Genomic DNA, 26,697 nt, shown 5'->3' on the forward strand with positions numbered 1-26,697 from the left:
AGCACGTGACACATGCCGGCGCGTCGCCGTGCATTTCTACGGGAACCGACATCAATATTCGCGAGTTTGAATTCCTGAGTGCAAGCGAAGCGGGGCGAGCAAACGCATGCCATTTCACGAAGGAGATTGGTCATGGTCACGAAGGCAAACGGCGACCCGCGCCACCACACACAGAAGATGCAGGCGCGGCTGAAAGAAACGATGAATCATTTGCGCGAGGACATCGAAAAGGTCGATGAGCCGCAACTCAAGGCGATGTTCGAAACCGCTGCAGAAGTGCTTGGGGGACTAAGAAAGGCCTTCAGCGATTACGAGAAGAAGAACGAAAGCGCCTGGCGATAGCGCGTCAGCACCAGTAGATCGAAAGATTGATACGGACCGGTCGCGTCAATCGCCAATGCCGATTTCGGCAATCAGTGGAAGATGGTCGGAAGCCAGGCTCGTCAGACGATTTCGCGGCACGCTCGTCCCAAGGACAGCAAGATCGGCGCTGACGAAAATATGATCCAGCCGCATCAGCGGATAGCGCGAGGGAAAGGTCGGTCTCGCCGGCTGATTGCCGGAAAGCTGGGCGTCCTTCAATGTGCGGACGGCGAGCCGGTAGGCTGCGGAGGCGGGAACGGCGTTGAAATCCCCGCAGAGAATGGTCGACGCAAGATCCTTGCCGCTACCCGGCAGCCATGCCGGCCCGAGAAGCGTCGTCATTTGCTGGACGCGATCGCGTCCCCGAAGGCCGAGATGGGTGTTGACGAGGTGCAACTGCCTGTTTCCCACCATGACTTCGACGGAAACTGCCCCACGCGGCTCGCCCAACGAAGGCAGCGGCCCGGCCTTGATCGCCTTTGTCGGCAGGCTCGTTATGAGCGCGTCTCCATATTGCTCCTCGGCTATCGTCTGGGCCGGATTGAAATGCGCTTCCATCTTCAGCAAGGAGGCGATCATGCTCGCCTGATCGACGCCGCCGGTTCTGTGGCGACGCACATCGATCTCCTGCAGCGCTACGATATCCGCTTGCGCCGCCGCGATCACAGCGGCGATCCGGCCGGGGTCGATCTTGCGATCCGTGCCAATGCAACTGTGCACGTTATAGGTCAGAATTCTGATCGTTCTTCCGCGGGACATGGCCGGGGAACACCGAACTCGCCCAATCGTTCCGCTTCATCGGGGCGGTATTCCCAGCCGATGCAGAAGGATAGCCGATGACCTTGAAAAGCCTGATTTGGAATGGTCTGCTCATCGCAGCGACATGCCTTGCATTCTGGCTCCTGTATCGCATCCTCCATCACTACAGCTTGGATGACATCAGGAACTCGCTGCTGAGCATCCCGCTCCGACATCTTTGCTTGGCGCTTCTCTGCGCGGCGGCCTCCTACCTTTGTCTCACCGGTTTCGATCTGCTTGCCATCTTGTCCCTCCGCAAGTCTTTGCCTTATCGCAAAATTGCGCTTGCCTCCTTCGTCAGCCTCTCGATAGGCCACAATATTGGCTTTGCCGGCCTCAGCAGCGGCGCCTTCCGATATCGCTTTTATTCACGCTGGGGCCTAAGCATCGAGGAAGTCACAAAGATAGTGCTTTTCTGCGGCGTCACGGTCGGCCTGGGGATGACCACGCTCGGCGGAATCGCGTTGCTGGTCGACCCTGCGGATGCCGCGGGCCTGCTGAGGTCGAATACCAGGGACATCCGAACGGCAGGTGTCATCCTTCTTGCCGTTCCGGCTCTCTATGCGTCGCTTACCATGATCCTGCGGCAAAGATTGACTTTATGGCGCTGGTCATTCGAGCTGCCGCGGCCCCACATAGCCTTGCTGCAAATCGTCATCGGTACTTTGGATTTCGTCTGCGTCTCGGCGTGCCTGCATCAGTTGCTTTCGGCCTTTGCGGATGTTGCATTGTTCCGATCAATCACCGCCTACGTGCTAGCCAATACGGCTGTCATGGCGACCCATGTTCCTGGCGGCTTGGGCGTGATCGAGACAACCGTCTCCTATATCGTGCCGAATGCGGCCTCCATCGGCGCCTTGATCGCCTTTCGCTGCATCTACTTCCTCATCCCCCTCATCCTGGGAACGACCCTTCTGATTGCCAGCGAACTGGTGTTTCGGCATCGCTCAGCTCGAACGAAGGATCCGGCGAAGGTGGCCGACAAGACGACGAGGACCCAGGCGCCCCAGCGGACGGGCAGGATCGAATAGCGCGGTCCCCGCAATCGGCCCTGTCTTTTGGCAGGTCGTTGCCAACGGCTTGAGGCATCGGGCTCCGACATTCAGCTCAGCGATTGCGTGGATTAGCGATCCGCTCCGTTGAAAGGCATTTCGAACGGCGCCGGCGGCGCAGCCGAGGTACTCCGCCACCAGCATATTGCGCAACTCATCGATCGCCAAACGGTGAGTGGGCTTATGTGCTTGGAAGAGAATATCGCATTCGGTGTCGAGTCCCTCGGACCGATGGTTGAGATTGGAGGAACCAATGCGGAGCAGATTGTCGTCGGCGATCAGCAGTTTCGAGTGAACGAGCAGTTCGACCTGCTTTTCGCCATCAGGGACCACCGGATAGAAGATGCGCAGCCGACCGTGACGATCCGCATCCATAAGACGTCGGACTATTCTGTCGCGGTTCTTTCCCATTATGAAGTTCTCGATCAAGCCATGGGATTTGCGCGTACAGATGATGACGACCTCCGGCCCGTCCTCTTCCCGCAGGCGAGCGGCAATGGCTTCCGCGACATTGAACGACGCAAGGTATTGCGTCTCGATGTAAAGCTGACGTCTCGCCTTGGCGATCACGTTCTTTGTCACGGCAATTCCCTGACGCAGACCGCGCTTGAAGAAGGTCACCGGTTCCGTTATCGCAAGCTTCACCGGCACATTTTCAAGCGATGCGCTGAGATCGTCTGGCCAGTCGATGGCAGTCTGCGCCGTCAAGACCCTGCACTCCTCTCCGGTAGCATCCATCCATCGTCGCCTCGCCACGGAGGCGATGAGCCTGGCCGCATCCCCCGTCACCATGGTTTGCAGGTCGTGAAGCGGTTCGTAAAACACGCCGTCCGGATCGCGCTTCAGCTTATCACGAACCCTGTGGACCCAGGTGTCCCAACGCCGCGACGTCAGATCGATTCCACCGATGAAGGCCACGGAATCGTCGATGCAGACAAGTTTCTGATGGTGACATCCGCGAATGGCGGGCTGCATGGCAAAGCGCAGGTCGATGCGAGAGTTCTTTGGAAAATTTATCTTGCGCAGGACCTTCAAGGATTTTTCGGAATAAAGCGGTCCCAAGGCCCAGATCAAAATTCGAACCTCAAGATCGGGATTGGCATCCACTAAGGCATGCAGAAGATCACCGAGCGTCTCCTTGGAGTTCTCAGGCTGCAGGCGGATATCGGGGTTGAAGTCCCATCCGACGATCCAGACCCGTCTCCGCGCACGGCGCAAAATGTGGGCCAATCGCGAGAAATAGGCGCTACCATTGATGAGGAAGGCCGTCCTTGCCGCAATACCTTCCAATCGCATATCTTCGGCTTTCAGCGACATGGCAGAACCATTTACACCTCTCTGTTTCCGACAGCCGATCGTGCCCCGACAGGTCCTTGTCGCTTGCCTCTTACGAGACGCAAACGCCTGAATTTTCCCAATGTTCCGCCGACGAACGCTTGATGTTGCGTGGCTCCGCGAAAGCGGGAGGAACAAGTCGCCAGCCGCGCAGTTCCTATGGAATGGCAAAGACAGGCACGATCCGCATCGGTATCTCGGGCTGGACCTACGCCCCTTGGCGCGGCGTCTTCTATCCGGGGGATGTGGCGCAGAAGCGCGAGTTGGCCTATGCCTCGCGGCAATTCCCTTCCATTGAAATCAACGGTACCTTCTACGGCCTGCAGCGCCCCGACGTCTTTGCCAGGTGGCGCGATGAGACGCCCGACGATTTCGTCTTTGCGGTAAAAGGCTCCCGTTACATCACCCATCTGCGCCGGCTTCGCGATGTCGAAACCCCGCTCGCCAATTTCATCGCCTCCGGGGTGCTACGCCTGGGAGCAAAGCTCGGACCAATCCTCTGGCAGTTTCCAGCGCGACAGCGTTTCGATCCCGATCTCTTTTCCGCTTTCATGAGAATGCTGCCGAAAGACACAGCCGCTGCAGCGAGGCTTGCCACGCGGCACGACGAACGGCTGAACGGTCGGGACTGGCTGAAGGCCGATGGCGAAAGACCTATCCGCCACGCATTCGAAATCCGCCACGAGAGCTTCGTCGACGCGGATTTCATCGACCTGCTTCGCGAGCATGAAATCGGGCTCGTTTGCGCCGACACGGTTGAGTGGCCGCTGCTGATGGATGTAACGGCCGACTTCATCTACTGCCGTCTCCATGGCTCCGAAGAGCTTTACGTCAGTGGCTATGACGATAAGGCAATGGATATCTGGGCGGAGAGGGTCGACGACTGGGCCCATGGTCGCGAGCCGGCAAATGCCAACCGCGTGCTCAAGCCGCTGAAGCCGGCGCGCAGTGGCCGTGACGTCTATGTTTATTTCGATAACGACGTGAAAGTACGAGCCCCCGCGGACGCACGGGCGCTTGCCGCACGGCTAGGATTGGCAAATCCCGCCACTGCCAAAAGACGCTCAAAATTGGCTGTGGCCTGATTTTAAGGCGGTTGCAACTGCCGACGCAGTTGCTGAGGAACCTTCACCCCCGGCGGCAGTTAGGAAGTCCATTGGACCAACGGAGGTTATGATGAAAAGGATTCTCGTTGCCGTGAGTGCGGCACTCTTCGCATCTGGAACAGCATTTGCTCAGAGCACGACGGTGGTTGTTCCCGGAGAGGTCAGGACGTATGTGACGGAACAAGACGTTCCATCGGTAGCTTATGAGGGCGACATCGTAGTCGGCAGCGAATTGCCAAGTTCGGTGGAAGTACACACCATTCCTAGCAACAGCGACTACGCCTATACGGTCGTCAATAAGAAGCGTGTGATCGTAAGCCAAAAGACTCATAAGATTATCGAAGTCGTGAAATAGCGAGGCACGAAGCCAGAATATGCCAGCCCTTCCTTTGTGGTTCTATCGTGGACGGGCGACCAACGTTACGCGCATCCTCAGCGGTGCGCGTATTTTTTGTTTCGAGTCAATTCCTGCCTCGGTCGGTCAAGCGCCAGAGACTTTACCTGGCGCCCCGTGAGCCGGACCTTCTTCCTTGACGTCACGCGGCGTGGGCGTGGTGATCGCGCCGTGGTCGGGGTCCTTTACATCCTGTCCCCTCGATCCGTCGGCGCCTGTCGCAAGTTCACGATCGCGGCTCTCCCGCCTGATGTCTCGCAAGGTCGTTGCTTCTTCGATCAGGGCGGTCAGTTCCTCTTCGGAAAGCTCTGAGAGATCAAAGGTCTTGGTCATAACAGTCTCCTGAATGGTCCAGTTTGTTCAGTGGCGAGAGGAAATCCCCCACACCCTCAATCGCGAGGATGCGGGCGCCGCGATCAAGGCCGGCAGAGGGGCATCCTTGCAATATGATCGAGACCCGCTCCTACAGGATCGGCTTGCCTCCCGTCACGGCGACCGTAGTCCCTGAGACGTAGCTCGACAGTGGATCGGCTAGCATGACGTAGGTCGTAGCAAGCTCGGCGGGCTGGCCGGGTCGCTTCATTGGCACCTGCTTCCCGAAATTCTCGACCGCCTCCTTGGGCATGGTCGATGGAATGAGCGGCGTCCAGATCGGGCCGGGCGCCACGGCATTGGCGCGAATTCCCTTCTCAGCAAGCAATTGCGCGAGACCCGCGGTAAAATTCTGGATGGCGCCCTTGGTTGTGGCATAGGCAAGCAAGGTGGGATTGGGGCTGTCCGAATTGATCGAGGCGGTATTGATGATGGCACTTCCCGGTTTCATATGCGGGACGGCGGCCTTGGTCAGATAAAACATGGCGTGAATATTGACCTTGAAGGTCAGTTCCCATTCCTGGTCGCTGATATCACCGATGTCGTGAAAGCTCGCCTGGTGAGCAGCATTGTTGACGAGAATATCGATCCCGCCGAGCTGCGCGACTGCCTTGTCCACGATTGCCCGGCAATGCTGCGGATCCTGGATGTCGCCGGGAACGAGAATGGCCTTGTGTCCCGCGTCTTCCACCCAGCGCCGGGTCTCCTCGGCGTCGTCGTCTTCATCCAGATAGGCAATGAGAACATCGGCACCTTCACGGGCAAAGGCGATTGCAACGGCACGGCCAATGCCGCTATCGCCGCCGGTGATGATCGCCTTCTTTCCGGTAAGCCGGCCCGATCCTCGGTAAGACTTTTCGCCATGATCCGGTACCGGCCGCATGGCCGCGGTATGGCCAGGCATCGGCTGCTGTTGCGATGGGAACGGGGGCGTGGGATGGGTGGCCATGGCTTCCTCCTTGGTATCGGTGGGCTCCCATTCTCAACCACGTGCCTCGCGCTTGGTTCCCGAAAAGAGCAAAATCAACAAGAAGCTGATGAAGATGACGCCACCATTTTCAAGGAACCTTCCCGCCCCGCTGCAGTTCTGAACTGGCACCAATATTCCAGTCGACGGAGGCATCTCCGCCTTCACCGGACAACCCGCACAGGGATAGTGAGGTCATTGCCATGAATTTCAAACAGATCAACGAAACGGACGGTCAGCGCACCTATATTGTCGTGCTCGATGCGAAGGAAGAAGCCTTCTCCACCCTCAGCAACTTCGCCACCACCTATGAAATGACCGCCGCCTCGGTCACCGCCATCGGCGCCTTCGAAAAGGCGACCGTCGGCTGGTTTGATTTCTCCGGCCGAAGCTACCGCAAGATTCCGGTCGAGGAGCAATGCGAAGTCCTTAGCCTTCTCGGCGATATCGCAACCGGCGACGACGGTAAGGCAAGCCTGCACCTTCACGCCGTTCTCGGCCTAAAAGACGGCTCCACGCGCGGCGGTCACTTCATCGACGGTATCGTACATCCCACTTTGGAAGTGACCATCATCGAGACCCCCGCCTACCTGCACCGCCGGCATCACAAAGATCTCGGAATCTCCCTTATCGAACTCTGAGCCAACAACCTTGTGCGCCGTCGCGGACGCCCGCCTTGGATAGAGGGCATCGACGTGCATAGAGCGGATCGAGTTCATTCAGACACAGAGCGGGCAAACCATAAAATCAGTTAACCGCCAATCATCAGCTTGACGACTTCCTCATGGGTCGTTTCGCTGATCTTGCGCTCTCCGGCAACGATACCGCGGCGAAGGACGACGATGCGGTCGGAGACGGCGAAAATATCCTGTAGATTGTGCGAGATGAAAATGACGCCGCGGCCCTGTGCCTTCAGCGATTTGATCAAGGCCACCACCTTGCGCTGTTCCGGTACGCCAAGTGCTGCGGTCGGCTCGTCCATGATCAGGATGCGAGCGTTCCAGTAGACCGCGCGCCCGATCGCGACCGCCTGGCGCTGGCCGCCGGAGAAGTTGCTGACCGGCGCATCGAGCCGTTTCACATGGAAATCGAGCTGCGCCATCGTGGCCCGCGCGGCTTCCGCCATGGCCTTCCGGTCGATCACGGGTAGAAAGCCGAAGAGCTTCTTCATCGGTTCGCGCCCAAGGAAGATGTTGGAGCCGATCGTCAGATTGTCGGCAAGCGCCAAATCCTGATAGATCGTCTCGATGCCCTTTTCCCGCGCATCCTGTGGGGAGGAGAAGGTGACGGGCTTTCCTTCAATCAAGATCTCGCCGGCCGTCGGCGGATAAACGCCCGAGATCGTCTTGATCATCGTCGTTTTGCCCGCACCATTGTCTCCCGCGAGCGCCACAACCTCGCCGGGGTGGACCACCATGGAGCAATTGTCCAAGGCTTGGACGGCACCGAAGTAGCGCGACAGGTTTCGGACTTCGAGAAGAGGCGCTGCGCTATTCATCCTGTTTTGCTCCGCTGAACCGGCGCTGCGCCTGGTCGATGAGCACCGAAATGATGATGACAATACCGACGGCGATGAACTGCCAGAACGGCTCGACATTCATGAAAACCAAGCCGTACTGAATGACGGCGATAACCAGCGCGCCGGCAATGGTGCCGATGATCGTGCCCGAGCCGCCAAACAGGCTGGCGCCGCCGATGACGACTGCGGCCACGCTGTCGAGCAGCAGCGGTTCGCCGGCCTGGGCAGCACCGGCGGTGAAGCGGGCGGCATAGAGAGCGCCGCCGAGACCGGCGCAGACCGCCGAAAGCATGTAGAGCCGCAGGAGATGGGATTTTAGATCGATGCCGGCCCGCCTTGCTGCCTGCGCATTGGCGCCGATTGCATAATTGTGCTGGCCAAAGCGGGTCTGGCTCAGCAGGTAATGCATGATCACCACGAAAATCAGCGTGACGATGACGAGATAGGGCACGCCATAGAAACGGCCGTTGCCGAGCTCGGCGAAATAGGAATTTTTAACCGGCACGGTCGTACCGCCGGCGAGAAGAAATGCGGTACCGCGTGCGACGCCGAACATGCCGAGCGTGCCGATGAAGGGCGGAACCTTGAGCCGGGAAATCAAAAGGCCGTTGATGCAGCCGGGCACCGTGGCCGCGAGCATCGCGACGAGTATTCCGAACACCATGGCTATCGGCAGCGGCATGTAAAGCCCGACCATATTGGTGACATGCGCGGCTACGACCGCAGCGAGACCCATGATGAAGCCTGTCGAAAGGTCGATACCGCCGGATATGATGACGAAGGTCTGGCCGATGGCAAGCAGCAGCGGCGCCACGGCAAAAACGGCGACCGACTGCCAGTTGAAGGCTGAGCCGACAAAGGTGCCGCCGAAATCGACACGCGCCCAGACCTCGAAAATTACGATCAGCGCGGCAAGGAAGAGCCATGCGCGCAACTGGGCGATGCGGTTGACGATGGTTTTTGCTTGATCGCCGTGGTCCGCCTCCGGCGCTACATGCTGGTCCGCCTGGCGGGCCTCGATATTGTCGATGCTCATGAATCAACCCGAACTTGAGCGAGAACGCACGCAAGTCGTCACGCCAGTCCCTCTACTATGATCAAAGATGCGCCTCGCCCTTGAGCGAGGCGCCAGACTTCATCCGATCAATCGGAGTAGATAAATTTCGCGACGTTCTTATCGGCGACATTCGATTTGTCGATGACGGTGAAACCGGTACCGATAGCGGTCGGGATCGAGTTGCCGGTCAGATGCGCATAGGCTGCCATCACGCCGAAGTAGCCAATTTCGGCCGGATGCTGGGCAATCGCGAGATCAACGAGGCCGGAATTGATATTGTCGACGATTGTCGTCGGTGCATCAAAGGCGACAACGCGGATTTTGCCTGTCTGGCCCGCCTGCTGCACGCCGTTTGCGGCGCCGAGAGCGGAGAAGAGGTTGGCACCGAAAACGCCGTCAAGATCCGAATTACGGGCATAGACGGCCTGAAGCTGCGACGCTGCCTTATTCGCATCGTCGTCGTTGTATTGTGTTTCCAGAACAGTGATGTTTGGATATTTCTTCATCTCGTCCTTGAACCCCTGCTCGCGCTGGTCCGTCGTCGAGATACCTGGCTTGACGTTTGAAACGTAGACCTTGCCTTTTTCGCTGACGGCCTTTGCAAGTGCGCGCGCAGCAATGGCCCCACCGAGCAGGTTGTCCGAGGCAATGTAAGACAGCGGAAAATCGGCGTCGCCACTGCCCGTTTGATAAACCCCGGTACCGATGAACGTATCGACGGTGATGACCGGGATACCCGCATCGACAGCCTTCTTCAGCGGCTGGACCAACTGATCCTTGTCGGTCGGTGCAATCAGGATCGCATCCGGTTTCTTGGCAATGACGGCATCGAGAACCGGAACCTGTGTGACCGGATTGAAGTCGGATGCGCCCTGGAACATGAGCTGAGCACCCACCGCCTTGGCGGCAGCTTCAGCGCCCTTGCGCATGGTGATATAGAAGGCATCCGTCGTCAGGCCTGGAATAAGTGCAATCGTAAACTTCTTGTCTGCGGCTTTGGTGGTGCCGGCAACAGCCGAAACACCGGTGGCAAGCGTTGCCACAGCGGTGGCCTTAAGAAATGAACGGCGCTCCATAATTTCCTCCTCTTGAAACCAGACCTCCCCTGTCCGGCGCAATGGATAATCAGCGGCTTACAGCGGGCCGTCAAGTAATTTTTTTCTGTAACGAATTTCCACTATCTATTTGAAATAGCTAACCAATCAATGCGATTGGCAAAGCGACGCACCCTGCCGCCGACGGAGTGTCGCGCTGCGGTTTGAAGTCGGGATCTCGCTTTTGTCTGCCGCCTGGGAGGCGGGTATTTTCAAGCCCGGCCGAACACCGTCGAAATCCAGGCCGTTACTTCGTCCATGTCCGGTTCCTTTGTTTGGTCAACTGTCATCGATGGACCACATTCCATGGGTTCGGCACGATCGGCGAGCGCCACCAGTTCCGGGATATAGTCCGCTCCCGGATGGCCGGGCAGCCTGTCTCTCAAGCGATGGGCATAGCGTTCCCCGGCAACGACACCGGGCACCTTGCACCAAAGTTCTGCGACGCGATCGACGCCTGCATCTTTGATGTAGGCTTCGAGCACGGTTTTTGGCTGAAAGCCGAACCACGCGTCCACGATGAACGTGGAGCCGGCCGGAGCCTCGCGAATGGCCGACCAAATCGCCTGGTAGCTCGCCTTTCCGAGTGTCCGATTGAACTCCCGGTCGACGCCGCCAATGTGCTCCAGGAACGGGTTCTTGATGCCGTCGAGGGAAAGGACCGGCCATCCCGTGCGTTGCGACAGCAATTTGGCGAGGCGGCTTTTTCCCGAGGCCGGCACGCCATTGACCAGCACGACACGCTTTTCGACACAGCGGAAGGCGTCTGAAAACGTCGCCAGGCCGGCACCGACTATCCCGGCGTCATCTCCGAGCTTGGCCGGCAGGATCGCCGGACGAAACCATGGCGCCACCGCGGGGAGATCTGCGAGAGCTCGCGCCGCATCGGAACCGAGGCCCCCTCCCAATATGATGATTTCCGGATCCATCGTTGCAGCGATGTTGTCGAGCGCTGTACGCAAAGGTGCCGCCCAGGCGTGTAACACCGCCCTAGCCGTCGCATCTCCGTTTGAGGCCATTTCAAAAACATCGGCAATGGATGCTGCCGATAGACCCGCTTCGTTTATGTGCCGGCGCAGCGCCGTTCCCGAGCTGAAGGTTTCCACGCAACCGCGTCTTCCGCACGCGCATTCCGGACCATCATGTCGGACGCAGATATGGCCCAACTGCCCGGCAGTTCTGTGGCCATGATAGATCCTGCCGTCGTGGGCAACTGCGCCGCCGATCCCCGTTCCGATGGTCAGCATGGCAACGCTTTGAAAACCTCTTGCAGCACCGATACTCATTTCGGCTATGAGCGCCATGCTGCAATCATTTTCGATGACGACCCGCTTGCCGAGACTTGCCTCCAGTTGATCGACGAGGTCCATGCCGGCCAAATTCAAGATGCCGCCGGATAGGACCGAACGATTTGCAATGTCGACACGGCCAGGAATGCCTACGCCGAGCCCAACAACGCCAGCCGCACCGAGTTCTCTTGCCATCACCTTGACGCGCTCGAAGACCTGCCGGGGGTCGCTCGGTGTCCGCTCCGACAGTTTTTTGAGGATTTCGCCTCGTTTGGAGACGAGAGCCGCACGAATATTCGTGCCGCCAATGTCCACGCCAATGGCTAATTCAGACATCTGCTTTCTGTCCTTGGCCGAGACCTTCAGACTTGACGCCTTTGAAATGTGCCGCGATCACCGCTTGAATTTCGCGAAGCCGCGGAACAGCGACGGTTTCCAATCGGTCCTTCGTGACGGAACGGTCGAGCGAGATGCAGTCTTTCCATAGAGACCGGCCCGCGATGACACCGGATGCGCCGTTGCGCATGGCGTCTTCGACCTGCCGCAAGAACGTCGAATGGTCGACGCCGGCCGACAGCACCGCCCACGGCACGTCCCCCGCCAGCCGCGTGACCTCCGCACAGGCCTCAGCAGTGCCAGGATAGGGAATCTTTAGAACCTTCGATCCGCAGTCCAGGCAAATCTTGCTTCCTCCAACGACCAGCGACGGCAGCTTCGACTTGTAGTCCGCCTCATCTTCGTCCTCAAATCTGTATGTCAGGAATTCGACGACCAGCAGCAGGTCTTCGCGCGCGAAGTCCTCGATGCATTGGCGCAGGATGTCGATGTTGTGCCTGTTCGCTTCATCCCGGTCGGAGCGGAGATAGACCATGATCTTGCCGCCGGTGGCACCAAGCTGACGGACGCGACGGGCCGAAATGCCAGGCACCAGCTTGGAAAGGCGATATCCTTCCGGCGAGGTGTCCCAACCCGATGCGTCGAGGCCAATCAGAAGTGCGGTATCGCGCCTGATAATGCGGTCGTCCACCAATGCCGGAACAGCACAGATTGGATCGACGAGAACACAGGATGCCTTGCTTGCAAGAAACATGGCGATATCCGCCTTCGTGTCGCCGAGGGTCTTGTCGGAGATGGCGGCCTGCTCCTGCGGGTCGCTTGCAAGCAGACTGCGCATGCCGCCGCGCTGATCGCAGGCGATAACCATCATGGCGCCGTCGTGACCGCAAATCTGCTGGTAACCTCGCATTTCGGCTGTCGTCAATCTCGACATTTGCTCCTCCCTTTAGCCCGTCCCAAACCGGATGCTGAAAGTGCGCCCACCCCAAACTTCTGAGGGATGGCCGACGAAACATTGAGAGCGCTCGTGAGCCTGCATAATCGTTGCGAAACCGGCCGTTTTGAGCGATAACTCCTCACACGCCGAATGTGTAACACATTGCAGAAAGGAATTTCAATCTGAATTCGTCTCAGTCTCAGGACTCTGCAACGAACCGTGCCTTGCTGCATACGGTTGCGAAGCTGCATTACCAATCCGATATGTCGCAGGTTGATATCGCTAAAAAGCTAGGATTATCAACGGCTACAGTCTCGCGGCTGCTTCAGAAGGCACGCTCGGCCGGGATCGTTCGGATCGAGGTGATCGATCTTTCCCCCTCGGAAGATTTGGGGTCGGCCTTGGTTGACGGCCTGAAACTGCGCAACGCCATCGTGATCGATACACCGTCGTCGAACGTCCTCAGTGCCCTCGCCCCGCCGGTCGGATCCATGCTGCAGCAAGCGGGACTGCGATCGGGCTCGACGCTCGGCATCGGCTGGGGACGGGCGGTTCGCGAAGTTACCTTTGCGGGCTTGCCGCAGTTGCCGGGCATCGCAACCATTGCCCTCAACGGGGGAATGCAGCAGGCGGCTCCGCATTTTCAAATCAACGAGTTCGTGCGGCAGGCTGCAGAGCAAATGGGGGGAATTCCGCATTTTCTGCATGCCCCCTACATTTCATCTTCGGAATTGCGCGATGCTTTCCTCGCCGATCCCACCGTTCAGCAGGTCACGTCGCTGTGGAACAAGCTGGATGCCGCGATCGTCGGCGTCGGCTTGACGCATGTCGCAAGTCCCTCCGAAGCGACGGCGGCCCTCCCGGGAGAAAAAGCCTTAAGTCATGCGGCAGGGGATGTTTTGCGCCATTACGTGACCGAGGCCGGCGAACTCCTTCATTGGGATGGTGAGGAGCGCATGATCGCTGCCTCCCCACAGCAACTGCAACGAATTCCCTTGTGCATTGCGGTTGCTGCAACACCAGCCAAGGCGTCCGGCATCATCGGGGCGGCACGATCGGGCATGATCAATGCTCTCGTGACAGATGCCAATACGGCGCAGGCCATTCTCGATCGCTTGTCCGCCGCCGATAAATCTTGAGAAAAATCTCTTGTGGTGGTCGACCAGGCAATTTTTGCGTCAATTAATAAAATTTACACACGTAACGTTCTGAGGTTACACAAGATCGGAAAAACTTGCTCGGAACTTACGTTTGCCCGTTGCGCCTCTTTTTGCGTCGACGCATCATGGACGGGCATAGCGGTTTGAAAACGGTCGACTTTCGATGGAAAAATTGACACATAAGACGATGGAGGATTTTGCGAAATCCTGCGGCGTCTCCCGCCCAACCCTTTCCAAATATTTTGATGACCCGACAAGCGTGAAGCCGGCGACACGTGCGCTGATCGAAGCCGCACTTCGCGCATCGGACTACCAGCCAAATCTTTACGCACGGAACCTCAATCGAAAGAGGACCCGGAATGTCGGTATTCTCGTTCCGGCGCTGACCGACCCCTTTTACGCCGAAATGGTCAACCGCCTGGAATTGCGATTGCGCGATGAAGGCTATTGGCCAATCGTGTTTTCCTCGCACGGTCTGCCGGAGCTGGAGGCCGAGGCCGTCAGCACGATGCTATCGTTGAAAGTGGCGGGCGCGATCGCCGCACCACTTGGGCAGAAATCCGATCCGCGCGCGTTTGAAAAACTCACGCAGAATGTTCCCCTCGTCTATTTCGATACCTACATCGAGGGCAACACGCCGTTCATCGGCAACAATAACTACCAGAGCGTAGCGACCATCGTGGAATATCTCTGCCGCTCTGGAGAGGCGCCGGTCTATCTCGACATTCCCCACGTCAATCACAATTCCCCGGAGAGATTGGCGAGCTATATTGCCACGATGGAGGCTTCGGGCCAGGAGCCCGTGGTGATCAAGACCATTGCCGCCTATACATGGGATTTCGAGCGCGTCGGCTACGAGCAGATGGACGCGATGCTCAAAGCCAAGAAGCTGTCATTCAAGACCCTCCTCTGCGCCAATGACCGTCTTGCCTTTGGTGTGATGGCTGCCGCTTTCGCGCATCGGCTAAAGGTCGGACGCAAGAAGGGCGACGACCTGCGCATAGCGGCCCATGACGACCATCCATTGAGCCGCTACACTTGCCCGCCACTGACGACGATGGCGCAGGATTTTGCCTCCATGACTGCAAACAGCGTCGACACGCTGCTGACGCTTCTCGGCGATACGGGTGCGCCGGCTCGCACGATCGCGGGCAAAGTTAGCCTCGATGGGACGTTGGTCATGCGCCAATCGGCATAAAACGGGTCGCAGTCTCGCTTAATCGGGAATTCCTTCAAAGCCGCGCCACGCCGCGACTGCGTCCTCCACCGCCTGCCGCGCGGCCGGTATGAATCTTCCCATCGAGACAAACCCGTGAATCTGCCCTGGCCAATCGCGCTGGACCACGTGAACTCCATCCTCCTGCAACCGCTTGGCATAGGCCATGCCTTCGTCAACGAGAATGTCGTGCCCGGCCGTGGCAATGAATGCCAGCGGTGCCCCTGCAACAGTTTCGGCCAGCGCGGGTGAGACCTTCCAATCCACGATATCGGCTGCGGTGCGAACATAATGGTCTCGAAACCATTTCATCGTCGCGGCGGTCAAACCGAAGCCTTCACCGTACCGGCGATAGCTGTCCGCCGTCTGCGTGGCGTCCGTGTTGGGGTAGATGAGCAGTTGAGCCGCAAGCCGCGGGGCGTCGCCTGAACGCGACATCAACGCCAGCACGGCCGCAAGATTGCCGCCGGCGCTGTCGCCGGCCACCGCAATTCGTTCGGGGTCGACGCCGATCTCCACGGCGGCCTGCGCCATGAATGCCAGCGTCGCAGCGCAATCCATCAGTCCGGCGGGAAATTTGTGTTCCGGCGCAAGGCGGTAATCCGGGCAGACCACCGTGCATTCGGCGAGGTTGGCAAACCATCGGCAAATCTCGTCGTGAGAGTCGAGATTGCCGATCACCCAGCCGCCGCCATGGAGATAGAGAAGACCCCGCCCCTCTTTGGAAGGCGCTCCGATGCCGCGATAGATGCGAAGGGTGATCGGGCCGTTGGGGCCGCTGATCCGGCGGTCCTCCACCGAAGCAACCGCCTCGCGAGCGCCCTGAAGCGCCGGGCTGCCAGCATTGTAGGCGATACGGGCCTCCAAGGGCGTGCCAGCTTCAAGCGGTCGCAGCTTCGCCGCCTTGCTGACATCGAGAACCCATTGCGCACCTTCGTCAAAGTATTCGGTCACGTCGCTTCTCCCCGTGCGGCGGTTTAGGCCAGAAAACTGCGCGCTTCGTCTTCGCCAAGAAGCGGCGGTCGCGCCAGGTCACCGGCGATGCTGACCGATTGCCCGCTCTGGCCGGAGGCGAGAATAGCCTCCATGATTTCGAGCACATGGAGAGCGAGTTCCCCCGATGCACGTGGCGGCCGGTTTTCCGCAAGTGCACGCGCTAGGTCGGCAACACCGAGCATACGGTAGTTCGCCCGATCCGGCGCGGCAAACGGCCAGTTTCGTTCGCCGTAGAGCTCCCCATCACTTTCGAAATTCCGCCACTCGGCACCCCGCTCGGACAGAGAGACCGTACCACCGAATGTATCGGGATCCGGCAGCCGCAGCGAGCCTTCGGTGCCGTGCAGCTCAATTGGGTGATTGGAATGGCGGAACACATCCCAGGACGCGCCGAAGTTGATGGTCGCACCGGATTGGAATTCGAGCAGCGACAGAACGTTGGTTGGCGTACCGACCTTGAACGTCGTATTCTTGAATGGCCCTTCCGCGGTGATGAGACGTTCGTCCTGACCTTTCGTCGCCATCGCCATGACGCGCACGACCGGACCGAGCAAATTCACCATCATGGTCAAGTAGTAAGGCCCCATATCGAAGACAGGGCCGCCGCCGGGCTGATAGTAGAATTGCGGATTGGGGTGCCAGTGCTCCATGCCGCGTCCCATCATGAAGGCGGTGCCGCTGACGGGGCGACCTATCGCACCCTCCTCCATCAGGCGACGCGCCCGCCGGCCCGCAGCGCCAAGGAAGGTATCCGGCGCGGAGCCGAGCAACAAAGCCCGGCTCTTCGCCTCCGCCACCAAAATCCGACCGTCGGCAGCCGATGTTGCAAGCGGCTTTTCCGTGAAGACGTGCTTGCCAGCGGACAAGGCCGACATGGTGATCTCGAAATGAACCGCCGGCACGGTCAGGTTAAGAACGAGATCGACTTCGGGATCTGCAAGTAGCTGATCGACGCTGACGCTGCGAATGCCGAACTCCTTTCCGCGCAGAGCCGCCGCATCAGCCGAAATATCGGCACAGGCGTGCACCTCAATACCGGCAAACAGCGAGGCATTACGCAGATAGGTCATCGATATGTTGCCGCAGCCGATGATCCCGATGCCAAGCGTTCCCTTTGTTTTTTCAACCATATTTCTCAAACCTCCCCGGATTGGATAACCAACGCCTCCTCGACGGACGGCCTGGGCCGACGCGTTTCAAAGTGATTTAAAGCATCTTATTTCTTGACGCGCGACAATTTTTTATCGAACATATGCCAATGCTGGCGCGGAGATTTTTGGAGGACGCCAGTCTTTCCTGGGAGGGAAACATGACCGATTTCAAGAAAGCGCCGACCGCTTCGAATGTGGCTGCAGATTCCGCAATGCTTGACCGTCGTCACTTCCTGCTCGGAGCCGCGGGTGCGGCTACCCTCGGCATCGCATCGGGTCTTGGAATGCGCACAGCGCGCGCTGCCGATCGCACGGAGATCAGCTTTGCCAGTGCCAGCTTCTTCGGCAAGGAAGGTATCGGCGATCTCGTTAAGGCCTATAACGAGTCGCAGGACCGGATCATGGTCAAATTCATCGAACTTCCGCCGCCAAGTTCGTCGACCGAAGTCTATCAGGGCCTGATCCAGCAGCTCGCGCGCCGCAACGGAACGCCCGATGTCTTCAGCCAGGACGTGATCTGGATCGCCGGCTTTGCGGCGGCAGGCTGGGCGCTACCGCTCGATGAATATTTCCCGAAGGAGAAGCGCGCGGATTATTTCCCCGGAACGGTCGCCGCCTGCACTTACAACGAAAAGCTGACCGCGCTTCCATGGTTCGTCGATTCCGGCATGTTCTACTACCGCAAGGATCTCGTGGAAAAGCATGGCGGCAAGGTTCCCGAAACCTGGGACGACATGGCAACCATGGCGGCTGCGGCCCAGAAGGCCGGCGACGCCAAGTTCGGCTATCTCTGGCAAGGCAAGCAGGCCGAGGTTCTGATCTGCGATGCCGTGGAAGTCATCACCTCGAACGGCGGCTCCATCCTGGCAGCCGACGGCAAATCGTCTGTTATCGGCGAGAAGGCCGCTGTCGAGGCGATCCAGTTCCTCTACGACACGATCAACAAGACTAAGATCAGCCCGCAGAACGTTCTCTCTTGGGATGAAGAGCCTTCCCGTCAGCCCTTCACATCGGGCGAAGCGATGTTCATGCGCAACTGGTCCTATGTTTATCCGATCGCGCAGGATCCGAAAGCTTCGCACGTCGTCGACAAGGTTGCCGTTGCGCCGTTGCCGCATTTTGCCGGCGGGAAAAGTGCTGCGTGCCTCGGCGGCTATCAGCTTGGCGTCAACGCCAATTCCAAGAAGCGGGAAGCGGCGATCGAGTTCCTGACCTGGATGTCGTCTCCGGAAACCCAGACCCGTCTCGCCCTGAATTTCGGCCTCGCACCGTCACGCCCCGCAATCTTCGAAAATGCGAAGCTGAAGGCCGAGCAGCCGTTCATGGCAAGCCTGCAAAACGTCTTCACCGGCGCCACACCCCGGCCGATCACGCCGCAATATGCCAAGGTGACGCTGGCGCTACAGTCGAGCATTTCCAAGGCCCTGGTCAGCGGCAACGTCCAGGCTGAGCTCAAGGCTGCCGCCGAACAGATCAACAAGATCGTTGCCTGATATGGTCGCTGCATTGACGGCCCCCGCCGACAGCAGGATGCAAAGGTCAATGGGGGCGCTTCCGAGCGCCCTCTGGCCCTGGCTCCTGCTGTTGCCGGCCTTCCTGTCACTTGCATCGGTTTCCTTCTATCCGATCATCAATGGCGTCTATCTTTCCTTCACCAACCGTTCCCTGATTACGCAGGACAACGATTTCGTCGGATTTGCCAATTATCTGCAACTCTTGGCGGATCCGCCGTTCTGGAATGCCTGGTGGCATACGATCTGGTTCACCGCCGCCTCGACCGGGCTCGAGACCCTGATCGGCCTCGCCATGGCGCTGATCCTTTGCGAGACTTTCAGCGGTCGAGGCATGGTCCGCGCGGCGATGCTGGTTCCCTGGGCAATGCCAACCGTCGTCACCTCGAAAATGTTTGGATGGCTGTTCGACGGCCAGCACGGCATCATCAATTTCATCCTGCTTCAGCTCGGTTTGATCGATCAGAATGTGAACTGGTATGGTTCGCCACAAACCGCACTGACGACGATTATCCTTGCCGACGTCTGGAAAACGACACCGTTCATGGCGCTGCTCCTGCTCACCGGTCTTCAGACTGTTCCGAAATCGTTGATTGAGGCTGCCCGCATGGATGGCGCTGGCGCCTGGACGATCTTCTGGAATATCCGTCTGCCTCTGCTGCTGCCGACCCTGCTCATTGCCGGTCTTTTCAGGGCGCTGGATGCATTTCGCGTTTTCGATCTGGTCTATGTGCTCACCGGCGGCGGCCCGGCCGATTCCACCGAAACGCTTTCGACGCTGTCCTACAAGGTGCTCTTCTCGACGCTTCAGTTCGGTTACGGTTCGGCCGTTTCGACCGCGATGTTCATAACCGAAGGGGTGATCGCCCTGGTGTTCTGCCTCTTCCTCGTCAGGCAGCTAAGGAAGACGACATGAACGGCACCCGCTCCGCCTTTCAGAGCGTCATGATCTATGTTGGCGCGCTTCTCATTCTCGTCTGGTCCGCAGGCCCGTTTCTGTGGCAGTTCTCCACCTCGTTCCAGCTTGATAAGGCACTGACGGAAGGCACGCCGTCGCTCATCCCGAACCCATTCACGCTGGAGCATTATTACAATGCCTTCGTGGAAAAAGGCCTGCACCATTACGTCCTGAACTCGCTCATCGTATCGCTCTCGACGACCGCTCTCTGCCTGATTGTCGGTTCGCTTGCCGCCTTTGCGCTATCACGCCTTGATGTGAAGGGGCGGTTTGGAATTCTCATGGTCATCCTGTCGGTCTCGATGTTTCCGCAGATCGCGCTCGTCGGACCGCTCTACCTGATCGCGTCCGAGCTTGGACTTCTGGACACCTACAGAGCCTTGATCATCACCTATCTGGCGCTTGGGCTGCCGCTCGTGACCTGGGTTTTGTTCGGCTATTTCGAAACGCTCCCGCGCGAAATCGACGAAGCGGCGCGCATGGACGGCGTGGGGGTGATCGGACTGCTTTGGCATATCATCCTGCCGATGTCGCTTCCAAGTCTCGTGACCACCGGCTTGCTTGCCTTCATCACCGCCTGGAATGAGTTTCTGTTCGCACTGGCATTCACGTCGGACAGTGACAGCCAGACGATCCCGGTGGGCATCGCCAATTTCACCAACCAATACTACGTGCCCTGGGGAGACATTGCCGCCGCTTCAGCGTTCGTCACCGTGCCGTTAATTGTTTTGGTCCTGTTTTTCCAACGCCACATTATCGAAGGCCTGACGCAAGGCGGAATCAAGGAATGATGACATGACTAGGGATTTGAAGGTCGGCTGCCAGACGTTCACATGGGAAATGCTCGGTGAAGCCTGGACAGGCACGCCGGACGACCTGCTCTTCGCGATTTCCGCCGGCGGTTATGCGGGCATCGAAATTACCGACACGATGATCGGCCACTACGGCACAAAGCCCGCCGAATTCGCTGGGGCACTGAGGGATAAGGGGTTGCAACTCGTATCCTTCGCCTTCGGCTCCAAAAGCGGTTTCACGGTCGCCGACGCGATAGAACGTGATCTGGCTACGGCGCAGCGCTGGATCGACTACGCCGCAGAGTTTCCGGGCGCGCTCGTCTCGATCGGCTCGGCAACCATCGTCTCGGAAGGGCCGCGGGAGGACAAGTTCGCAATCGCCGCCGAGTTCTACAGTCGCGCCGGCGCGCTCGGCAAGGCATCGGGCGTTGAAGTCGCCGTACATCCGAGTTCGCATCACAATACCCTGTTGTTCAACCGAGCCGACTACGATCAGATCTTCGCGCGGCTTGATCCCGAACTGGTCGGGTGGGTTCCGGATACGGGCCACATCCTGCGTGGACATGACGATATCCTAGACACGATGCGCACCTACCGGGATCGCATCCGCTATCTGCATCTGAAGGATGTCGATACACATGGCCGATGGGCGATGCTGGGCAAAGGCGTTCTCGATACGTCGGCAGTGATCGATCTCGTTTCACAGGCGCCGCGCTTCAACGGGTGGCTGGTGCTGGAAGAAGAATCCGAGACGGCAGCGGCCGATCCGGCCGCAGCCATAAAGGCCAACCGCGAGACGATGCGCACCCACGGCATTTAAGGAAAAGACCATGATCGAAAAAGAAAATCGCCGTCTTCGCGTCGGTGTCCTGGGTTGCGGGCCGATCGCGCAGTTCGCGCATCTGGAATCCTGTGTGAAGGCCAGGAATGCCGATCTCTACGCGATCTGTGACGCAGCACCCGATCTGCTCGCGCGCATGGGCGCCACCTATGAGCCGCGGAAAATGTTCAGCGACTACGACGCCATGCTGGCCGACCCCGATTTGGAGGCGGTCATCGTCGCCACCTCGGACGCCTATCATGTGCCGATGTCCATAAAGGCGCTCGAAGCCGGCAAACACGTACTGTGCGAAAAGCCGATCGGCGTCTCGGTCGAGGAAGGCGAGGAGCTTGCCGACGCCGTCAAACGCTCAGGCAAGATCCTGCAGGTCGGGCACATGAAGCGTTTTGATCCGGCGCTTCAGGCCGCGCGTGACTTCGTTCACAACGATATCGGCCAGATCCTTGCGCTGAAGGCATGGTATTGCGATTCAACCCACCGCTACACCAACACCGATGCCGTGCAGCCGCTTCCCATCACCAGCAAGCTTGCGCGCAAACCGGCCGGCAATCCGAAAGCCGATCTCAGGCAATATTTCATGCTCGCGCATGGTTCGCATCTGGTCGACACCGCCCGCTTCTTCTGCGGCGATATCGTCGCCGTGCGCGCGCGCCTGCTGGAACGCGCCGGTGCCTATTGCTGGTTCGTGGAAACCGAATTCGCCAATGGCGCCCTCGGCCATCTGGACCTCACGGTTGCCGTTCGCATGGATTGGCACGAGGGTTTCCAGCTCTATGGCGAAAACGGCTCAGTCCTCGCAAAGACCTTCAATCCCTGGTACTTCCGCTCCAGCGAAGTCGAGATCTTTCATGAGAAAGACGCAACGAGCAGGAAACCGCTTGGTGCGGACGGTCACTTCTTCCGCCGGCAGCTCGAAGGTCTCGCCGATACCGCCCTAAATGGCGCACCGATGCGAGGCGCCAATGTCGAGGACGGTATCGCCTCCATCCGCGCGATGGTGGCGATCGCGCGGTCGGTGGAGACTGGCGAGCGCGTCAAGCTCGCGGCCGTGACGGGAGCCGTCTGATGCAGGTCGGGATCTTCGCCAAGACCTTTCCCGGAACCGATGCTCTCAGCGTGCTGTCCGCAGTGCGCGACAGCGGCTATGCGACCACGCAGTTCAATCTCGCCTGCTGCGGGCTGCCATCCATGCCCGACACCGTTCCCGAGCCGGTCGTAGCAACTATCCGCGCTGCCTCGGAAACGGCGGGCGTCTCGCTTGCCGCCTTGTCGGGAACCTACAACATGGCGCATCCTGACATATCGATACGGCAAAAAGGCCTCAGCCAGCTCGCCGTCATCATCGAGACGGCGGCAGCACTTTCGATCCCGCTCGTCACGCTCTGCACCGGCACGCGTCATCCGAGCGATCAGTGGGCGCACCATCCAGAAAACCGCGATCCCACGGCCTGGGCCGACATGGCTACGGAGATGTCGAAGGCGCTGGCGCTGGCGGAAGACCATGGCGTCGATCTCGGCATCGAACCCGAACAGGCGAATATCGTAACCTCGGCGGCGGACGCCAAGCGACTGATCGCGGAGATGGGATCGGAAAGGCTGCGTATCGTCCTCGATCCGGCCAATCTTTTCGAAAGCGCCACGCCATTGGAAGCACGCGCCATTGTCGAGCGCGCGGTCGAGACTGCCGCCGGACACATCGCCATGGCACATGCCAAGGATCGTTATGCCGACGGACGTTTTGCCACGGCCGGCCAGGGCATCGTGGATTTTCCCGATTTTATCGCGCGGCTGAAAGCCGTCGGCTTCCATGGTCCCCTCGTCACGCATGGACTTTCGGCAGCGGAGGCACCGCACGTTGCGGCCTTTCTCAAGGAATTGGTTTGATGGGAGCAAGCGCGGCGTTCATGCATGGCGATGCCGGCTTGGCCGTTTTCGATAGCGGACAAGGGCTGCCGGTCCTCTTTCAGCACGGCTTGGGCGGCGATGAAGCACAGGTTGCGCAAACCTTTCCAATCGGAAAGGCGCGGCGCATCACCGTCGAATGTCGCGGACATGGTTCGTCGTCGCTCGGCGACATCAGGCCTTTTTCACTACGAATGTTTGCCGAGGATGTGCTGGCAGCGGCGACAGATCGCGGGTTCGAACGCTTTGTCGCCGGCGGCATTTCCATGGGGGCGGCAATTGCCCTCCACCTCGCTCACCACTATCCGGATCGCGTCGCGGCCCTCGTTCTCGTCCGTCCCGCCTGGGCCTTTACAGCCGCACCCGACAATCTGGAGCCGGTCCGCATGGTCGCGGCCTTGCTCGGTTCGCATCCGGTCGCGGAAGCCAGGGAGCGCTTCGCCGGTTCGGAGATCGGCATGCGCATACGCGCGAACGCGCCCGATAATTTTGCCTCCCTGCTCGGCTATTTCGACCGGCCGAATGCGGTCGCTTTCGCATCCGTGCTGGCCGACATCGCGGCTGACGGCACGGGCGTGACTGAGGCAGAGACCGCTGCCCTCACAATTCCTACCCTCGTCATCGGCAACGAACAGGACGCGATCCATCCGCTCGCCTGCGCGCGAACGCTCGCTGATACCATCCCCGGCGCCAGCTTTGTCGAAGTCACCCCCAAGGCGGCCGACAAGGCTCGGCATTTCGCCGAAGTTCAAGACGCTATCGCTACCTTCCTCGCATCCAAGACCATCCGGAGCCTCTTTCCATCATGACACTCAAGACCCTTTCTGGCCCCGCGGCCATAGCAGCGCTCCCCCGCAACCGGCTATTGGGCGAATTCTCGCTGTGGTCGGCCGATCTTGCCAACATGGAGGCCGATCTCCGGCGCATTGAACCCTATGCCGACCTGCATCATATAGACGTCGCCGATGCGCGCTTTACGCCGGGATTCCTGTTCTTTCCGGATTTCGTCGCGCGCATCGCGAAGGCAACCGCCAGGCCGATCCATGTTCATCTTATGGTCGAGGCCGAAATCGTCGAGGAGCAAACGCGCCAATTCATTGAAGCGGGTGCGGATCTTATCAGCGTTCATGCCGAAAACGGCGAAGCGGGTTTACGCGCCATTGCGCTGGCAAAGAAACTGGGCGCCGAAGCCGGCGTCGTCCTGCGATTGGAGACCCCCGTTTCAGCGATCCGCCCGTTCATCGACCATGTCGCCTTCGTGACCCTGCTTGGCACATCGATCGGCGTCAAAGGCCAAAACCTCTCCGAGAAGGCCTGCGACCGGCTGATCGAGGCGCGCTCACTGCTGAAACAGTCCGGCCGGGAGGATCAGGTGATCTTGGCGGCCGATGGCGGCATTCGCGAACAGACCGTGCCGCTCCTGCGTGCCGCCGGAGCACAAACGGTCGTCCTCGGATCGCTGGCCTTCGGTGACAAGAACCTGGGCGACCGGATGGCTTGGCTCCATGGATTGGAGAGCCGCGTTTCGTGAAAAAGGTTGCCCTTGCATTTGATCTCGGTGGAACGGAGCTTCGCGCTGCGCTGGTGGATAGTCAGGGGAGCCTCCTGTCATTCTCCGCGGTGCCGACGCATGCGGCGGGAGGACCGGCCGCGGTCATCCAGCAGATCGAGCTACTGGCAGCCACGGCGCTGGCGGAAACGCCTGATCTCCTTCCCGTTGGGATCGGGATCGGCGCCCCCGGCCCTCTCGATCCGGAAGCCGGCATCGTCATTGCTCCGCCGACGCTCGCTGGGTGGTACGAGGTTCCACTAGCAGACATTCTCTCTAGCCGGTTTCAACTGCCGGTCCGGCTTGAAAATGATGCGAACGCGGCCGCACTTGGCGAATGGCGGTACGGCGCCGGACGCGGCGCGCGTTCGATGGTCTTCGTCACCGTGTCGACCGGCATCGGCGGCGGCGTGATCGTTGACGGGCGAACCTTGCATGGCAGGCGCGGCCTGGCGGGGGAAATCGGCCACATGACGATCACCAGCGAAGGGGAGCGGTGCTTTTGCGGTGCGATCGGTTGTTTTGAAGCCGTAGCCTCGGGGACGGCCCTTGGCAGGCGGGCAACGGCGCGGACCCGGCAATCCGACGGCTCGATGCTGCGCAAGCTATCGGCCGATGCTGAAGTGACCGGGCGCCACGTTGTTGACGCCGCGCGAAATGGCGACGCACTTGCGCTGGAACTGCTGAGTGCGGAGGCTCGCTGGCTGGGGATCGGTTTCACCAATCTGCTCCATCTCTACTCCCCCGACATTCTGGTGATGGGCGGCGGGATATCTCACGGTTTCGATCTCCTGCACGACACCATTGCGGCGACGGTTCACGATCGCGCCATGCCGGCCTATCGCGACGTGCCGATCGTCCCCGCGCAACTCGGGCGTCACGCAGGCCTGATCGGAGCGGCCAGCCTCATCCTGGGAGATGATGCGAAAACCGACCCTGCGCCATCGGCTAGCGAGAGCTGATCTCAAGCTCCGCGGTGCCTGCCTCACCAGTCATCACAGATTTTTTCATGAGCCAATATGGCGCGCGCGATTCTGACTATACAACTAACATGTTAGTCGGTATGTACTGACAACACATCTGGAGGAATGGAACTTGTCTCGCAAATTCGGTCTGTCAGTCGCGCTTACGACGCCCTTCGATACCAACGGCGATATCGCGATCGGCCCCATGATCAAGCAGGCCGAGACAAGCCTTGCGTCGGGATGCTCGAGCGTCACGCTGTTCGGTACCACCGGCGAGGGCTCCTCCATCGGGACGCAGGAGCGCGAAGAGGTGCTCGACGCTTTCCTGGATGTGGGGATTGCGCCGAACCAGATTATCGTGGGCGTCATGGCGGATTCGGTCGAAAATGCCGCCGCGCAAGCATCATTTGCGCTCACGAAAGGCGTGCGCAATATCCTGCTAGCGCCACCTTTCTATTTCAAGAATGTCAGCGACGAAGGACTGTTTCGCTGGTTCTCGGCCGTATTCGCTCGGCTAGGCGACAGAGCGCGCGACATCATCGTCTACAACATTCCTTCCATTACCATGGTGCCGCTCTCGGTGGCGCTGATAGGCAGGCTGCGCAGCGCCTTTCCCGGCATTGTCGTTGGCGTCAAGGACTCCTCCGGCGATTGGCCGTTCACGGAGTCGCTATTGAAGGCGCATGGCGATCTCATCATCCTGATCGGCGACGAACGGCACCTCGCCAGGGGCGTTCGGTTGGGCGGCCAGGGGGCGATTTCCGGGATGGCAAATTTCGTGCCCCGTGAAATCCGGCTGATGGCTGAGGAGGGAAAGGATGATCCGCGCGTCGAGGATTTTGTTCCGGAGCTGCTGAAATTTCCGGTGACTGCGGCCGTCAAAGTTATGGTAGCACAACTCTCCGGGGATGAAATCTGGCTTGCTGTTCGCCCGCCGCTCGTTTCAATATCCGACGAGGGACAGAAACATCTTGCCGGCGCGTTCAATGCGCTTTTCAGATCCAAGGCGGCTTAAGCGGACCGGAGAGGGAGAGA

General features: G+C 59.4%; 28 protein-coding genes. 17 read left to right on the plus strand and 11 right to left on the minus strand.

The window, feature by feature from the left end; translation table 11 throughout:
- The first annotated feature begins 132 nt into the window (after positions 1-132).
- Entirely contained in the window at positions 133-342 is a 210-nt protein-coding gene (locus PH547_RS27665) for a hypothetical protein (protein WP_285169961.1), read from the plus strand.
- 45 nt (positions 343-387) lie between these two features.
- On the opposite strand, the gene PH547_RS27670 is transcribed toward PH547_RS27665, so the two are convergent.
- A complete protein-coding gene (locus PH547_RS27670) occupies positions 388-1,122 on the minus strand; it encodes an endonuclease/exonuclease/phosphatase family protein (protein ID WP_285169962.1) in 735 nt (244 codons plus the stop codon).
- 77 nt (positions 1,123-1,199) lie between these two features.
- On the opposite strand from PH547_RS27670, the gene PH547_RS27675 reads away from it, so the two are divergent.
- Positions 1,200-2,192 (plus strand): lysylphosphatidylglycerol synthase domain-containing protein, encoded by a 993-nt coding sequence (locus PH547_RS27675; protein WP_285169963.1) that lies wholly within the window; start codon positions 1,200-1,202, stop codon positions 2,190-2,192.
- On the opposite strand, the gene PH547_RS27680 is transcribed toward PH547_RS27675, so the two are convergent.
- Entirely contained in the window at positions 2,109-3,530 is a 1,422-nt protein-coding gene (locus tag PH547_RS27680) for a phospholipase D-like domain-containing protein (RefSeq protein ID WP_285169964.1), read from the minus strand. The genes PH547_RS27675 and PH547_RS27680 overlap by 84 nt on opposite strands.
- A gap of 182 nt (positions 3,531-3,712) precedes the next feature.
- Here PH547_RS27680 and PH547_RS27685 point away from each other — a divergent pair, with 182 nt between their 5' ends.
- Together PH547_RS27685 and PH547_RS27690 are read left to right on the plus strand one after the other, a co-directional pair.
- A complete protein-coding gene (locus PH547_RS27685) occupies positions 3,713-4,633 on the plus strand; it encodes a DUF72 domain-containing protein (protein ID WP_285169965.1) in 921 nt (306 codons plus the stop codon).
- A 91-nt stretch (positions 4,634-4,724) separates the two neighbouring features.
- Positions 4,725-5,009, plus strand: coding sequence for a DUF1236 domain-containing protein (locus PH547_RS27690; RefSeq protein ID WP_285169966.1), 285 nt, complete (start codon positions 4,725-4,727; stop codon positions 5,007-5,009).
- A gap of 126 nt (positions 5,010-5,135) precedes the next feature.
- Here the strand turns inward: PH547_RS27690 and PH547_RS27695 are convergent, their stop codons facing one another.
- Both PH547_RS27695 and PH547_RS27700 read right to left on the minus strand, forming a co-directional pair.
- Entirely contained in the window at positions 5,136-5,381 is a 246-nt protein-coding gene (locus tag PH547_RS27695) for a hypothetical protein (RefSeq protein WP_285169967.1), read from the minus strand.
- 130 nt (positions 5,382-5,511) lie between these two features.
- A complete protein-coding gene (locus PH547_RS27700) occupies positions 5,512-6,369 on the minus strand; it encodes an SDR family oxidoreductase (RefSeq protein ID WP_285169968.1) in 858 nt (285 codons plus the stop codon).
- A gap of 221 nt (positions 6,370-6,590) precedes the next feature.
- Between PH547_RS27700 and PH547_RS27705 the strand changes: the two genes are divergently transcribed.
- Positions 6,591-7,028, plus strand: coding sequence for a PPC domain-containing DNA-binding protein (locus PH547_RS27705; RefSeq protein ID WP_285169969.1), 438 nt, complete (start codon positions 6,591-6,593; stop codon positions 7,026-7,028).
- Between the two features lie 110 nt (positions 7,029-7,138).
- Here PH547_RS27705 and PH547_RS27710 read toward each other — a convergent pair whose 3' ends face one another.
- From PH547_RS27710 to PH547_RS27730, 5 genes are all read right to left on the minus strand, one after another.
- Positions 7,139-7,885, minus strand: a complete 747-nt coding sequence (locus PH547_RS27710; protein ID WP_285169970.1) for an ATP-binding cassette domain-containing protein — start codon at positions 7,883-7,885, stop codon at positions 7,139-7,141.
- A complete protein-coding gene (locus PH547_RS27715) occupies positions 7,878-8,942 on the minus strand; it encodes an ABC transporter permease subunit (RefSeq protein ID WP_260304021.1) in 1,065 nt (354 codons plus the stop codon). Before PH547_RS27715 ends, PH547_RS27710 begins: the two co-directional genes overlap by 8 nt.
- A 107-nt stretch (positions 8,943-9,049) precedes the next feature.
- Entirely contained in the window at positions 9,050-10,039 is a 990-nt protein-coding gene (locus PH547_RS27720) for an ABC transporter substrate-binding protein (RefSeq protein WP_285169971.1), read from the minus strand.
- A 230-nt stretch (positions 10,040-10,269) separates the two neighbouring features.
- Positions 10,270-11,682: an ROK family protein gene (locus PH547_RS27725; protein WP_260304023.1), complete on the minus strand. Its 1,413-nt coding sequence runs from the start codon at positions 11,680-11,682 to the stop codon at positions 10,270-10,272.
- Positions 11,675-12,616 (minus strand): tagatose-bisphosphate aldolase, encoded by a 942-nt coding sequence (locus PH547_RS27730; RefSeq protein WP_260304024.1) that lies wholly within the window; start codon positions 12,614-12,616, stop codon positions 11,675-11,677. Before PH547_RS27730 ends, PH547_RS27725 begins: the two co-directional genes overlap by 8 nt.
- A 227-nt stretch (positions 12,617-12,843) precedes the next feature.
- On the opposite strand from PH547_RS27730, the gene PH547_RS27735 reads away from it, so the two are divergent.
- Positions 12,844-13,758 carry a sugar-binding transcriptional regulator gene (locus PH547_RS27735; RefSeq protein WP_285169972.1) on the plus strand — a complete coding sequence of 305 codons (915 nt, stop codon included), beginning with the start codon at positions 12,844-12,846 and terminating at the stop codon, positions 13,756-13,758.
- 184 nt (positions 13,759-13,942) lie between these two features.
- Positions 13,943-14,977: a LacI family DNA-binding transcriptional regulator gene (locus PH547_RS27740; protein ID WP_285169973.1), complete on the plus strand. Its 1,035-nt coding sequence runs from the start codon at positions 13,943-13,945 to the stop codon at positions 14,975-14,977.
- An 18-nt stretch (positions 14,978-14,995) separates the two neighbouring features.
- On the opposite strand, the gene PH547_RS27745 is transcribed toward PH547_RS27740, so the two are convergent.
- The gene (locus PH547_RS27745; RefSeq protein WP_260304026.1) at positions 14,996-15,949 is read right to left on the minus strand and encodes an alpha/beta hydrolase; all 954 of its coding nucleotides are present in this window, start codon (positions 15,947-15,949) and stop codon (positions 14,996-14,998) included.
- 23 nt (positions 15,950-15,972) lie between these two features.
- Entirely contained in the window at positions 15,973-17,121 is a 1,149-nt protein-coding gene (locus PH547_RS27750; RefSeq protein ID WP_285169974.1) for a Gfo/Idh/MocA family protein, read from the minus strand.
- Between the two features lie 179 nt (positions 17,122-17,300).
- Here PH547_RS27750 and PH547_RS27755 point away from each other — a divergent pair, with 179 nt between their 5' ends.
- The 10 genes from PH547_RS27755 (at position 17,301) to PH547_RS27800 (ending at position 26,677) form a co-directional block, all read left to right on the plus strand.
- Positions 17,301-18,635, plus strand: a complete 1,335-nt coding sequence (locus PH547_RS27755) for an ABC transporter substrate-binding protein (protein WP_283053841.1) — start codon at positions 17,301-17,303, stop codon at positions 18,633-18,635.
- A 91-nt stretch (positions 18,636-18,726) separates the two neighbouring features.
- Complete coding sequence (locus PH547_RS27760) at positions 18,727-19,569, plus strand: carbohydrate ABC transporter permease (RefSeq protein ID WP_483315588.1); 843 nt, start codon at positions 18,727-18,729, stop codon at positions 19,567-19,569.
- Positions 19,566-20,402, plus strand: coding sequence for a carbohydrate ABC transporter permease (locus tag PH547_RS27765; protein WP_285169976.1), 837 nt, complete (start codon positions 19,566-19,568; stop codon positions 20,400-20,402). Before PH547_RS27760 ends, PH547_RS27765 begins: the two co-directional genes overlap by 4 nt.
- A gap of 4 nt (positions 20,403-20,406) precedes the next feature.
- Complete coding sequence (locus PH547_RS27770) at positions 20,407-21,225, plus strand: sugar phosphate isomerase/epimerase family protein (RefSeq protein ID WP_285169977.1); 819 nt, start codon at positions 20,407-20,409, stop codon at positions 21,223-21,225.
- 10 nt (positions 21,226-21,235) lie between these two features.
- Positions 21,236-22,312, plus strand: coding sequence for a Gfo/Idh/MocA family protein (locus PH547_RS27775; protein ID WP_285169978.1), 1,077 nt, complete (start codon positions 21,236-21,238; stop codon positions 22,310-22,312).
- A complete protein-coding gene (locus tag PH547_RS27780; RefSeq protein ID WP_285169979.1) occupies positions 22,312-23,130 on the plus strand; it encodes a sugar phosphate isomerase/epimerase family protein in 819 nt (272 codons plus the stop codon). Before PH547_RS27775 ends, PH547_RS27780 begins: the two co-directional genes overlap by 1 nt.
- Positions 23,130-23,957, plus strand: coding sequence for an alpha/beta fold hydrolase (locus PH547_RS27785; protein ID WP_285169980.1), 828 nt, complete (start codon positions 23,130-23,132; stop codon positions 23,955-23,957). Before PH547_RS27780 ends, PH547_RS27785 begins: the two co-directional genes overlap by 1 nt.
- Positions 23,954-24,679, plus strand: a complete 726-nt coding sequence (locus PH547_RS27790) for a ribulose-phosphate 3-epimerase (protein WP_285169981.1) — start codon at positions 23,954-23,956, stop codon at positions 24,677-24,679. Before PH547_RS27785 ends, PH547_RS27790 begins: the two co-directional genes overlap by 4 nt.
- Complete coding sequence (locus tag PH547_RS27795) at positions 24,676-25,659, plus strand: ROK family protein (protein WP_283053833.1); 984 nt, start codon at positions 24,676-24,678, stop codon at positions 25,657-25,659. The genes PH547_RS27790 and PH547_RS27795 overlap by 4 nt, the downstream gene beginning before the upstream one ends.
- Before the next feature lie 133 nt (positions 25,660-25,792).
- Entirely contained in the window at positions 25,793-26,677 is an 885-nt protein-coding gene (locus tag PH547_RS27800; protein ID WP_285169982.1) for a dihydrodipicolinate synthase family protein, read from the plus strand.
- Positions 26,678-26,697: the final 20 nt, after the last annotated feature.

It is taken from the genome of Rhizobium cerradonense, from assembly GCF_030182455.1.
Classification (GTDB): Bacteria; Pseudomonadota; Alphaproteobacteria; order Rhizobiales; family Rhizobiaceae; genus Rhizobium.

What these genes read in the sequence shown, in the direction of transcription:
- PH547_RS27665 (WP_285169961.1), top strand. Translation starts at nt 133, where the DNA reads ATGGTCACGAAGGCAAACGGCGACCCGCGCCACCACACACAGAAGATG.
- PH547_RS27670 (WP_285169962.1), bottom strand. Translation starts at nt 1,122, where the DNA reads ATGTCCCGCGGAAGAACGATCAGAATTCTGACCTATAACGTGCACAGT.
- PH547_RS27675 (WP_285169963.1), top strand. Translation starts at nt 1,200, where the DNA reads ATGACCTTGAAAAGCCTGATTTGGAATGGTCTGCTCATCGCAGCGACA.
- PH547_RS27680 (WP_285169964.1), bottom strand. Translation starts at nt 3,530, where the DNA reads ATGTCGCTGAAAGCCGAAGATATGCGATTGGAAGGTATTGCGGCAAGG.
- PH547_RS27685 (WP_285169965.1), top strand. Translation starts at nt 3,713, where the DNA reads ATGGCAAAGACAGGCACGATCCGCATCGGTATCTCGGGCTGGACCTAC.
- PH547_RS27690 (WP_285169966.1), top strand. Translation starts at nt 4,725, where the DNA reads ATGAAAAGGATTCTCGTTGCCGTGAGTGCGGCACTCTTCGCATCTGGA.
- PH547_RS27695 (WP_285169967.1), bottom strand. Translation starts at nt 5,381, where the DNA reads ATGACCAAGACCTTTGATCTCTCAGAGCTTTCCGAAGAGGAACTGACC.
- PH547_RS27700 (WP_285169968.1), bottom strand. Translation starts at nt 6,369, where the DNA reads ATGGCCACCCATCCCACGCCCCCGTTCCCATCGCAACAGCAGCCGATG.
- PH547_RS27705 (WP_285169969.1), top strand. Translation starts at nt 6,591, where the DNA reads ATGAATTTCAAACAGATCAACGAAACGGACGGTCAGCGCACCTATATT.
- PH547_RS27710 (WP_285169970.1), bottom strand. Translation starts at nt 7,885, where the DNA reads ATGAATAGCGCAGCGCCTCTTCTCGAAGTCCGAAACCTGTCGCGCTAC.
- PH547_RS27715 (WP_260304021.1), bottom strand. Translation starts at nt 8,942, where the DNA reads ATGAGCATCGACAATATCGAGGCCCGCCAGGCGGACCAGCATGTAGCG.
- PH547_RS27720 (WP_285169971.1), bottom strand. Translation starts at nt 10,039, where the DNA reads ATGGAGCGCCGTTCATTTCTTAAGGCCACCGCTGTGGCAACGCTTGCC.
- PH547_RS27725 (WP_260304023.1), bottom strand. Translation starts at nt 11,682, where the DNA reads ATGTCTGAATTAGCCATTGGCGTGGACATTGGCGGCACGAATATTCGT.
- PH547_RS27730 (WP_260304024.1), bottom strand. Translation starts at nt 12,616, where the DNA reads ATGTCGAGATTGACGACAGCCGAAATGCGAGGTTACCAGCAGATTTGC.
- PH547_RS27740 (WP_285169973.1), top strand. Translation starts at nt 13,943, where the DNA reads ATGGAAAAATTGACACATAAGACGATGGAGGATTTTGCGAAATCCTGC.
- PH547_RS27750 (WP_285169974.1), bottom strand. Translation starts at nt 17,121, where the DNA reads ATGGTTGAAAAAACAAAGGGAACGCTTGGCATCGGGATCATCGGCTGC.
- PH547_RS27755 (WP_283053841.1), top strand. Translation starts at nt 17,301, where the DNA reads ATGACCGATTTCAAGAAAGCGCCGACCGCTTCGAATGTGGCTGCAGAT.
- PH547_RS27765 (WP_285169976.1), top strand. Translation starts at nt 19,566, where the DNA reads ATGAACGGCACCCGCTCCGCCTTTCAGAGCGTCATGATCTATGTTGGC.
- PH547_RS27770 (WP_285169977.1), top strand. Translation starts at nt 20,407, where the DNA reads ATGACTAGGGATTTGAAGGTCGGCTGCCAGACGTTCACATGGGAAATG.
- PH547_RS27775 (WP_285169978.1), top strand. Translation starts at nt 21,236, where the DNA reads ATGATCGAAAAAGAAAATCGCCGTCTTCGCGTCGGTGTCCTGGGTTGC.
- PH547_RS27780 (WP_285169979.1), top strand. Translation starts at nt 22,312, where the DNA reads ATGCAGGTCGGGATCTTCGCCAAGACCTTTCCCGGAACCGATGCTCTC.
- PH547_RS27785 (WP_285169980.1), top strand. Translation starts at nt 23,130, where the DNA reads ATGGGAGCAAGCGCGGCGTTCATGCATGGCGATGCCGGCTTGGCCGTT.
- PH547_RS27790 (WP_285169981.1), top strand. Translation starts at nt 23,954, where the DNA reads ATGACACTCAAGACCCTTTCTGGCCCCGCGGCCATAGCAGCGCTCCCC.